The 11,807-nt window shown below is 37.0% G+C and carries 6 protein-coding genes; all 6 read right to left on the bottom strand.

Translation table 11 applies throughout. From position 1 onward, the window contains the following. Nucleotides 1-138: 138 nt before the first annotated feature. The gene (locus HPE56_RS19745; RefSeq protein WP_188245469.1) at nucleotides 139-1,596 is read right to left on the bottom strand and encodes a carbon starvation CstA family protein; all 1,458 of its coding nucleotides are present in this window, start codon (nucleotides 1,594-1,596) and stop codon (nucleotides 139-141) included. Between the two features lie 13 nt (nucleotides 1,597-1,609). Next, nucleotides 1,610-3,277, bottom strand: a complete 1,668-nt coding sequence (locus tag HPE56_RS19740; protein WP_223170389.1) for an FAD-dependent oxidoreductase — start codon at nucleotides 3,275-3,277, stop codon at nucleotides 1,610-1,612. Nucleotides 3,278-3,284: 7 nt separating this feature from the next. Further along, nucleotides 3,285-4,808: a sulfatase family protein gene (locus HPE56_RS19735; RefSeq protein WP_188245468.1), complete on the bottom strand. Its 1,524-nt coding sequence runs from the start codon at nucleotides 4,806-4,808 to the stop codon at nucleotides 3,285-3,287. 65 nt (nucleotides 4,809-4,873) lie between these two features. Next, entirely contained in the window at nucleotides 4,874-6,559 is a 1,686-nt protein-coding gene (locus HPE56_RS19730; protein WP_188245467.1) for an FAD-dependent oxidoreductase, read from the bottom strand. A 381-nt stretch (nucleotides 6,560-6,940) separates the two neighbouring features. Then, the gene (locus tag HPE56_RS19725; protein ID WP_188245466.1) at nucleotides 6,941-8,392 is read right to left on the bottom strand and encodes a RagB/SusD family nutrient uptake outer membrane protein; all 1,452 of its coding nucleotides are present in this window, start codon (nucleotides 8,390-8,392) and stop codon (nucleotides 6,941-6,943) included. A 19-nt stretch (nucleotides 8,393-8,411) separates the two neighbouring features. Beyond that, nucleotides 8,412-11,768 carry a TonB-dependent receptor gene (locus HPE56_RS19720; RefSeq protein WP_188245465.1) on the bottom strand — a complete coding sequence of 1,119 codons (3,357 nt, stop codon included), beginning with the start codon at nucleotides 11,766-11,768 and terminating at the stop codon, nucleotides 8,412-8,414. Nucleotides 11,769-11,807: the final 39 nt, after the last annotated feature.

The raw sequence follows: 11,807 nt of genomic DNA, 5'->3' as shown, positions 1-11,807 counted from the left end.
GGAGAAATGGCCAAACCAGCTTATGGACTCCTCCTTAAATTTATTGATAAAAAGATGGAAAATATAAAAGGATGATGTCCCTTAAACAAAAAACCGGACTTCAAAAAAATGAAGTCCGGCTTTAACTAACTAACAAACTCAAACGATATTTTCGGTTTCGGTAATTTGATAAACTTTCTGCTTCCTAACGATTAATGTCATAAACAAAACACAAACTATTAAAGTTATAATTCCACCTAAAATATAGGATATCGTATTATCCAATTCAAATCCCTCCGGTGCAATCAAAATATAGGTGGAACATACCATAGTCATAAAAATAGCAGGAATAAGGGTAATCCAATAGAACTTTTTGGTATAGGTTAGATATGCTGTAATCGCCCATAGTACTACTGTTGCCAAGGTTTGGTTGCTCCATGCGAAATAACGCCAAATGACACCAAAATCAACTTGTGTCAGAATAAAGGCTATCACAAATAATGGTATACTTAGATACAGCCTATTCTTTATTTTCTTTTGATCCGTTTTAAATATATCAGCAAGAATTAGTCGTGCAGATCTAAATGCTGTATCCCCTGACGTAATAGGTGCAGCTACAATACCCAATAATGCCAAAAATCCCCCTATCTTACCTAACATATTGGTAGAGATTTCATTAGCAGCCCAAGCTGCGTTACTATTATTAGCGAGCATAGCATCATTCAGTAAGTCAACATTTCCAAAAAAGGCCATTGCGGCTGCGGCCCAAATCAATGCTACAATACCTTCCGTAATCATAGTGCCATAAAAAATTTTCCTCCCCAAAGTTTCATTTTTTATACAACGGGCCATTAGCGGAGATTGTGTTGCATGAAATCCTGAAATAGCTCCGCATGCAATTGTTATAAAAAGAATTGGAAACATGGGGGTTTCCGTAGGATTCGTAGTCATATTCCTTAAATTGGCAGGTACTATTTCCGGTATTACATAATCCCCAAACAAAAGGGCAATAAGTAACCCAATTGCCATCAAAAGCATTGCCAATCCAAAAATAGGATAGATCTTACTTATCATTTTATTAATTGGCAGTAATGTCGATAGGATATAATAAAGTAAAATAATACCCACCCATACCCATAGGTTCCAAAAATTACCGGTCATTTCATCTATTATCTTAGCTGGCCCCATTAAAAAAACAGTTCCCACAAAAATTAATAATACAATAGTGAAGAACCTCATAAAATACTTCATATTTGGACCTAAATAGATACCCACGACTTCACTAATGCTTAATCCATCATGCCTTAAGGAAAGCATTCCAGAAAAGTAATCATGGACAGCTCCCGCAAATATGCTTCCTAGAACAATCCATAAAAATGCCGATGGTCCAAACATTGCCCCCGCAATGGCTCCGAAAATTGGTCCTAAACCAGCAATGTTCAAAAATTGAATAAGAAAAATTCGCCAGGCAGGAAGTGGCAAATAATCCACATCGTCCCTTAATTTGATTGCCGGAGTTTCCCGATTTTTATCTATACCGAAAATACGTTCAACAAACTTACCATAGGTGAAATAACCTAAAATCAAAACTGCAATGGAAATTAAAAATGATATCATTTAAAAATCTTAATTATTCAACTATCTGACCCTTTGCCACTAAAACTTCTTTCAATTTATTATAATCCACATTTTGAACTGTGGTATTTTCATTGATTGCCAAAACTGCTGCTGCTGCTGCTGATTGACCCAAAATCATAAATACCGGCTCCATTCTTATAGAACCAAAAGCAATATGGCTTGATGAAACACACACAGGCACCAATAAATTTTTACATTCATTTTTCTTCGGCACCAAGGAACCATAAGATATTGTATATGGACCATTTGTTTCTACCCCGATATCGCCTTCATTCTGGACAAAACCATCTGGTTTTATATAGCGTTGCACATTGTGGGAATCCATTGTATATGATCCTAATCCAATTGGGTTTGGGGTTTTTCTCTTTTTTAATAATTCATTTTCTGTCATAACAAATTCTCCAACCATTCGTCTTGCTTCCCGAACATAAATTTGATGAGGCCAATTACCATTATCTGTAAACTCGTCTTTGGCTAACCCCCACTTTTGCATTTTCAACTGTATATCTTTAGGAACCCTTGGGTCGTTGGCCACAAACCACAATAGTCCCTTTTGATATTGTTCGTGTTCCTTTATAATTTCTTTTCTTCGCTCATAGGAAGCTTCCGGATAGTCATAATTCATACCAATATTATCGCTACTGAACGGACCATGATTATTCGTATCGGTCTTATGATTTGGTATGGCATCAAATTTTTGGAACCAGTCTTTTCTTCCTGTATCAAAAACTCGTGCCATTAGTTCATATTGCATTGGGTCATAGCCATCTGGTTTAGGAAAAGGAACTCTATTCGGTTCATGATCGGTCATACACATTCTAAAACAATAGGCCTGAATCTTATCGTCACCACTATGTTTTTCTCCTGGATTTTCCGCAGAAACCCTAGGCAATAGCCCGCTTGACGGGTCACCTGGTACTACGTAAGGAGAAATATCGGACTCAAACCAATGCTTATGATGTAAAACTCCTGTTTGTACGCCGTTCCACTCTTCCCCATACACGTCTTTACCTTCGCGACCTACATGATAACTAACTCCTGCTGCGGCCATTAAGTCTCCTTCATAAGTTGCATCTAAAAATATTTTACCAGAATATGTTTTACCGGATAGTGTAGAAAATGATTTGATATTACCGCCCTCAAGCACAACCCCATTTTCCCTATCCAACCATTCATCCCGATCAACTCTTATACTATCTTCTTTAACCAAGTCTTCAAATACTTTTTCTGCCACATGAGGTTCAAAAATCCACATAGTTCTATTTTCACCGTCCATCGCAGGTGTTCCCTGACCAGTATTCCCATACTCCTCTTTGGGCTGCCATTGCCAAGCCTCATCTGTATTATAATATTTGTATACTCTATGGTAAAACTCTCTTGCCAGTCCTCCAATCACGCTTTTGTCCCCTGTATCTGTCCATCCTAAACCTCCTGAAGTCAAACCTCCTAGGTGCTTATCCGGAGATACCACAATAACAGATTTTCCAGAACGCTTTGCTTCCACAGCTGCTGATATGGCTGCCGAAGTACCTCCATAAATAATGATATCCGCTTCAATTGATTCTTTTAGTACATTAGCTTTTTCCTTACAGGAAAACATAATAGATGTTGAAATCAGTAACACCATCATGGACAATATGATTTGCTTATTATTTTTCATAAGTTTTCTATTTTTCTGAGACCGTTCCTGTTATTATATTAAGTAATTCTTTACGCATTTCCTCTGCCACGTCAGCATTCTCCCTGATTAGGTTTCTTGATTCTGATTCATCCTCCAACAGATTGTATAATTGTCCTTCCAACTCATCATTATCTGGCTCAACGTATTTCCAATTCCCCTTTCTAAAACCCATACGGTTTTTTGCAGATTGTACCACCACGGATTCCCTAATGATTTTTTCTTCTCCCATAAGGTTCGGAAATTGGTCATAACTATCAATGGCAGCATCTTTGGGTAAGTCAAATCCAATTACCGAACTAATGGTTGCCAGTATATCATTTAATGCAAAAATCTTATCTGATTTGATACCTGCCGGAATCTTACCAGGCCATTTTGCAATAAAGGGCATACGCACACCACCTTCCCAAATTGTCCATTTAGAACCTTTTAAATTACCGTTAGGATGATGTTCATTTGGATTCTGACTTTTTCCGTTAACATCTTCTAGGTTGTTACTTGGATTTGCATTATCTATATGAACTCCGGTCCTCTCAAATTGGGACCCATTATCACTTGCAAAAAGGATTATCGTATTTTCTGCCAGTCCCAAACTGTCAAGTGTATTCAATATTTTACCGATATAGGTATCCAATTCAGATACGTAATCACCATAAAAACCAGCTTTGGTCGTACCTTTAAATTCTTCGCTAACCGATAAGGGTATATGAGGAACATAAGGGGCGAAATATAAAAAGAAAGGAGCTTCCTTTTTGGTTTTGGATTGTTGGGTTAAAAATTGAGTACTCTTCTCGGTAATACGTTTAAGATATTTATTGGCCGGAATAATTTCAATATGTTCCTTATGTTTGGCTGAATCGATATTATAAAATTCATGCTGTAAAGCGGCTACAATATCATCACCGTCCATAACCCAACATTCACTGGCACAACTGAATCCATACCAATTCTCAAAACCATGAGCGACGGGACCATCACTGATTGGCTTTTGTAAATCAATATTCGCACCATTATTATCTGCCTTAAATTTTCCAAATCCAGCAGGTTTTAACCCATCCAATGTAGGAAATGTAGCTCCCAAGTGCCATTTACCAAACCCTGCCGTCGTATAACCCGACTGTTGTAACATTTGTGGCAGAGTTAATTGACCTTCATCTATCATTGAGGGTTCATAATTGGACATAACACCTGAACTTTTCCAACTCCTAAAAGGATATGTTCCGGTCATCAACGCATATCTAGAAGGAGAACATACAGAAACAGGGCAATATGCATTGGTAAAACTAATTCCTTCAGATGCCAATTTATTCAAATTTGGTGTGGGGACTAGGGAATTATTATTGTATGACCCCAAGTCCCCATAGCCAAGATCATCTGAAAGTATCAATACAATATTAGGTGATGCTGTTAATTCTTCATTTTTATTTACACATGAATTAGCCAAAAGTGAGCCTAAACAAATTAAACCAATAAAAAAATACTTACTAAGGTTTGAATATTCTATTCTAAACATGACATTTTACGTTGATGTTTTAAAGGATATCTATTGTTTTAAAGGATATTTCCTGCTTCAATTATTTATTCTAGATGCTGCCCATTTTTCAACAAAGTTGATTTCAAATTTTCATAGGAAATGTCTTGAACCGGTTTACTAGAATCAATAGCCAAAGAAGCTGCTGTAGCCGCAGATTGTCCTAAAACCATGAATACCGGTTCCATTCGAATAGAGCCAAATGCAATATGGGTAGAACTAAGACAAACTGGAACTATCAAGTTTTCACACTCTTCCTTTTTAGGCACCAGAGATTTATAACTTATTGGATATGGATCAAAACCATGAGCTTCGACATTACCCTCATTTTGAACATAACCGTTAGCATCTACGTAACGTTGTGTATTGTGGGAATCCATCGTATATGCGGCTAACCCAATGACATCCTCTGCCACAACGAGACCCTCACAATTATGCTGTGTCATAACATAATCACTGATCATTCGTCTAGCCTCACGAATATATAATTGTTGTTGCCAACCATCTTCTCTTTCAAATTCATCTTTTGTAGTACCCCAATTGGAAGCCTCATCACGCACTTCCTTCGGAATCCTGGGATGATTGGCCAATGTCCACATTAAGCCCATTTGGTAGTTACGGTGGTCTTCGATGATTTTTTCCCTCTCAGCATATGAAGCTTCTGGATAGTTATAATTTTTTCCTATATAATCAGTTGAAAAACCAAATCTATTATTAGAATCGGTCTTACGATTTGGCATACCGGAATTTATTAATGGTAACAAAGGACCACCTTTATAGTACATGTCACGTACCGAACCTTTGCGAGCTTCATAATTTCTAAATAGAAGCTCATAATTCAGTTCATCATAATTAGCAGGTTTCTTAAATGAAATTCGGTTTTCAGGATGGTCGGTCAAACACATCCTAAAGCAATAAGCCTGAATTTTATTATCCCCTTCTCCTTCAATGCCGGGTTTTTCATTGACATTAGGCAAAAGTCCACTCTCTGGGTCTCCTTTAACTATGTAGGGATCTACTCTCGGTATAAAATTGTGGTTTGCAGCATTTTTAGAAATCAAATGGGTCAAAGATATATTATAATTGTTCGGTTGAACCCCGTTTAGCGTTTCTCCATATTCCTGATTGCTTTCACGACCTAACGCATAGCTGATTCCAGCCGAAGCTAAGAGGTCACCTTCATAAGTTGCATCAAGAAATACTTTACCGACAAATTTCTTTCCACTTTCCATTGTAATCGAAGATATCTTTCCATTTACCTTATCTACACCTGAATCCCTATTTAACCTCTCGTTATATATTACCTTTACCTTCTCCTTTTTTAACATATCATGATAAACGGACAAGGCAGCCGAAGGCTCAAAAGTCCACATGGTAGGTTCGCCTTTTTCCGTTCTTGTTTGACCTCCATCCATATATTCCGACGATTTCTCCCATTTCCAATTGTTTTCGTCATCATAATATTTTTTGATATTTTCATAAAATTCCCTGGATATACCTCCAATAGCCTGTTTGTTACCAATATCTGTTTGACCCAACCCACCTGTTGTCAACCCTCCTAATCTGTTGGTTGGTTCAATTAATACTACAGACTTATCCATTCTACTGGATTGGATAGCTGCAGCTACTCCTGCCGAAGTCCCCCCATAAATGACTATATCATATTTTTTTGTTTGGGCATCCAAAGCCTGAATCATTAATATGAGTATAAAAAAGCCTAATAATTTTTTCATATTCCATTATTTTATCATTAATACTTAATTGTGTTTTATTTTGGATCATATACCAATGTATTATCATACCAAACTCCTATCTATGTAACCGTTATTTGGATGGAATTTACTGTAACCCCATCATAATTGTTTCTCCAAATCGGAATTAGATCCGTTACCTCTTTTTGAAGTATTATCAATGGAAAACAATCAGATAACTAGTAGTTTTAATACCTAAATGCTATTCTAAACTGGGTAAACCAAACAGAGGGATTTCATTTCGGTAGTAATCAGTGGTATTTAATCCTATAACCGTTGCGTCATACACATAAATCCGTTGTAAACAAAAATGTTAGGAAAATACAGGCCCAATACCAGGCCTGTATTGACTTACTATTTATGTTAATATCCTGGATTCTGATCAGACTGACTGATTGCTGGATTATTGTTTATTTCATCTTCGGGTATTGGCCATAAAAGACGTTCGTCTATAATGTTTTTACCCGCAGCAGCAAAAGCTTCCTGAACTGTCCCCGTTCGTTTTAAATCAAACCAACGTCTACGTTCCAATAAAAACTCATATGCCCGTTCCTGTAATACTGCATTTCTAAAATCATCCGCTCCCATTCCAGAAGAATAATCTTCTACAGATGTTGTATTAAGGTCAAAACCATAAGCCCTCCTCTTTATTATATTCAACCGCTCCAACGCAAGTGCGGTTGGGCTTCCATTTGCATTACTTGCAGCTTCGGCATAAAATAAATATGCTTCAGCCAATCTATAAACAGGAACGCTATTTACGCTTTGTCCAGAGGCATTCGTAATAAACTTTTTGAAGAGTACAGGTAAAGTTTCAGGTAAAGGAACCCATAACCCTTCAGAATCCTGATACTGGGTATATAAATTAAAACCCTTTCGTAAGTCATTATCGTCCCAGCTATCACCAATAAATGAATTGGAATCTGGAAGCCATGCATAATATCCAGTTGAAGAATAGTTGTATGGTATTGCTTGTGCCCTATGAATATAGGTCGGGATGCTCGAAGTCTTTGTTTCAGAATGGTGTATGGACATTATATCCTCAGTGCTAGTATTAACAGCAAAAATGTTATAAAAATCATCTGAATTTTCAACTGTGACAAGACTAAACGGACCGTTTACAATTACATCTTCTGCCTTTTCAGCTGCGGCTTCCCATTCTTCCAAAGTTAAATAAACATGGGCCAAGAGCATTTTTGCAGCCCATTTAGACGCCCTACCTGTTTGTCCCCCTACTTCGCCAAGACCACTTTCAGCGGCTAAGGCATCAGCAATGATCAATTCATAGACCTCACTTTCCGGTTTCCGTGGAGCTTCCACAGCACTCAAGTCGATACTTTCACTTGTCTTTATCGGTACAGCTCCCCAACCACGAACCAATTCAAAATAACTTAAGGCCCTTAAAAAATGTGCTTCGGCTAAAATCTGTTCTTTTACCCCAGTATCCATATTTTCAATATTAGGCACATTATCCAATACCGCGTTTGCCCGATTGATGGTAGTATAAAAAGATGACCAATTTGTGGCACACCTTCCTATACTTGTCTGATCTAATATTTGGTCCCAAATAGTAATTGGGGCCTGTGATCCTCTTCCAAAGATAAAATCTCCGTGCAACTCTGTCATTAAATAACTGTTAATCCCAAAAAAGTCAGATTGTAAACCAGCATAAACACCGACAATAGCTGCTTGGGCGTCTTCTTCATTATTGTAGAAGTTTGCCTTGGAGATAAAATCTTTTGGAACTTCCTCCAATGTCTTTTCACAAGCAGAGAAACATATGATTATTATTAATCCTAAAACTATATTTTTCATAATGTTATGTCTTTATAAATTAAAATCTAAATTTTAGACCCATAGCATAAATCTTGGCACTGGGATAGCTACTCTGATCATGACCAAAACGTAGGCGATCACTAACATTACTTGAATCAGTTCCTCTGGTATTTGCCTCGGGGTCTAAACCTGAATAATTCGTGAATGTGAAAAGATTAGTACCAGAGATATACAATTGAACCATATCAAATCCGCTTAAACCAATTTTAGAAACTGGAAAATTATAAGCTAACCTCATAGATTTTACACGTAGATAACTAGCATCCTCGATAAATCTATCAGAAACAGTAATTTGAGTGGCACTGCTGATTTTTGGGTATTTGGCATTGGGATCTGGATTTTCTTCTGTCCAATAATTACCGATGATGTCACTAAATTGATTGTTTCCTCTCTGAAAAGAATTTAAATGTGTACCATTGGTTGCATTGAATAATTCATTGCCTTGAACGCCTTCTAAAACCACATTGAGTTCTACACCTTTAAAGCTAAAATTAGAGGTAAGACCATATATAAAGTCTGGATGATAACTACCCAAAATTACACGATCCAGCGTATTTATCAATCCATCAGGAACTCCATCGGGACCACTTACGTCCTGATATTTAATGAACCCATTTTCATCCAAGCCATCTTCAAGAAGTCCATAAAAAACCCCCAAAGGTTCACCGACTCTTGCAATATTGGCACTTGGCCAAACCGCACCTTGGGCTGACCCATAAATATCGCTATCTCCAGCAAGCTCAATAACCTCGTTTTTATTAGCGGAAATTTGTGCTGAGGCATTCCATTTAAAGTCATTTCTTAGAATATCGGCATCAATACTAAACTCAATTCCTGAGTTTTGAATTTCTCCTAGATTTCTTAAAATCGAACCAAATCCTACACTTGGAGGAAGCGGCACGGATGCAAGTAAATCTTTAGTATTCTTTTTATAGTAATCAAATACAAATCTCAACCGGTTTTTATATAAATTCAAATCAAATCCTACATCCAACTGTCCTGTCGTCTCCCATTTCAATTCACTGTTGGAAATACCGGCAGGATAAAACCCGATAACATCCGTTTGATCCTCATAAATATATCTGACCGAATTTAGCCTATCTAGTGATTGGTATGGATTGAGTGCAGTGTTGCCGGTAATGCCATAACTCGCTCTTAATTTTAGGTTTGAAATGGTGGTACTATTTTTAAGAAAGTCTTCATCAGAAACACGCCAAGCTAAAGCAGCTGATGGAAAATACCCCCATTTATTTTTTGCACCAAACCTGGACGAACCATCGGCTCTTATACTGGCAGTCACCATATACTTACCATCAAAGGAATAATTTGCCCTTGAAAGAAAAGAAGCCAATGTCCAGTCTGAATAACCTGACCAAGGATTTCCAATGGTCTCGGCAGCGGCTAAATTAAAATTCTCTGTAATATTATTGGCAAAACCACTTACAGAAATTCCAGAATAACGGTTCATATTTGTTTGATAGGTAGCACCTCCAATAACATTTAAACTATGCTTTTCATTGAAGGTTTTAGAATAGGTCAGGACGTTTTCCGTTAGGAAGGAATTAAAGTATGAATTTCCTTCAGTAGCAGAGCCCCTATCATTTTCATATACAATTGGGGTAAATGTTTCACTACGGGAATTTCGATATTGCAGTCCTAATAATGTTCTAAAAGAAAGATTAGGTGCTAATTGAATATCAAATGTTGAATTTGCTAAAATGCTATTTGAAAAATCTTGGTCTTTATTATACGAATACAATAAAGGGTTTCTCATATCCGCTGATCCAAAATTGTAAACCTGTTCAATTTGAGTAGGAAGACCAACTTCATCATATATTGGAAGTGTAGGTGGCGCAGAAGCAGCACCAGAAAGTATTGATGTGCCACGATATCCATTATCCACATTGACCGAGTTTATTTCATTCCTGGATAATTGGATATTAATACCCATTTTCAACCAACTTTTTAATTCTTGATCCAAATTGACTCTGACAGAACCCCTAGTAACACCGGAACTTTCAATTATTCCTTCCTGATCATAATAATTACCTGAAATAGAATATCTACCTTTTTCAGAACTTCCTGAAAATGTAACCGTATGATTTTGCACAGGAGAAGTTCTAAATATGGCATCCCACCAATCTGTTCCGGGATTTTGTACATCGGAAACATTGAAATATGGATTTAATCCTTCATTTTTCAACCATTCATTGGCAACAATCGCATATTCTTTAGCATCAAGTAAATCATATTTATTGATGGCCTGTTGCATACCAAAGAAACTATTTACTTCAATTTTACTTTCTTGATCTTTCTTACCCCTTTTCGAAGTTATAATTACTACACCATTCGCACCACGTGATCCATAAATTGCGGTTGCAGAGGCATCCTTTAAAATATCAACAGATTCTATATCTGCGGGGTTAAGGAAATCTATACCTCCTGTTACTGGAAAACCATCTACTACATATAATGGTTGATTATCACCAATTAAAGAATTTCCACCCCTTATTCGTACTTCAATTCTGGAACCAGGAGTACCTGAGTTTTGAGAAACCCTAACACCTGATGCACCTACTTTGAGTGCTTGCTCCATATTGTAAACAGGAACTGATTCCAGGGTTTCACTTTTTACCTGAGAAACGGAACCCGTCAAATCACTTTTCTTAACACTACCATATCCGACAATAACAACTTCATCTAAAGTGGAAGTACTCTCTTGCAGAACGATACTGAGATTATTTTGACTGTTCACCGCAATTTCTTTTGTAGCATATCCTAGATAAGAAACTACCAATATCGCATTGCCCCCTAGTAATTCTATCGAGAAATTTCCATCAAAATCTGCGGTAACACCATTTAGCGTACCTTTTTCAATCACATTCGCCCCCGGCAACGGTGTTCCATGGGAATCCACAATATTTCCTATTACAGTAAACTGTTGGATCGTATTTCCAATGGATACCCCCTTCGGCCCCTTTATGATAAGTGGTAACTTCTTGGTAAGCACTATTTGCCGATTATCCAGTACTTCATAATTTGTATCGGTCTCCTTGAATAATTTATTCAGTATATCATAGATTTTTTTCTTGTTGACATGAATGGAAACTGTTCTTTTAAGATCAACTTCCTTACTCTTGTACAGAAATCTAAATTCACTTTTTAGTTCTATCTCCTTAAACACATCACTTATACTTATCTGATCGTGATCTAGCGATATTTTAGTGTTTTGTGAATAGGTATTTGCCTGAATTTTAAAAAGTGAAACTATAAGCAATATAGTGGTCAGCTTCATTTTGAGGGTCATTTTGAAAGGAATAGGGTTGGTCCATCCCTTTAAACAAATGTTTTTCATATTTTTACACGGTTAATCGGTTTAACAATAGACTTCGTT

This window comes from Maribacter aquimaris (genome assembly GCF_014596745.1).
GTDB lineage: Bacteria > Bacteroidota > Bacteroidia > Flavobacteriales > Flavobacteriaceae > Maribacter_A > Maribacter_A aquimaris.
This window is presented reverse-complemented; position numbering and strand designations above follow the sequence as displayed.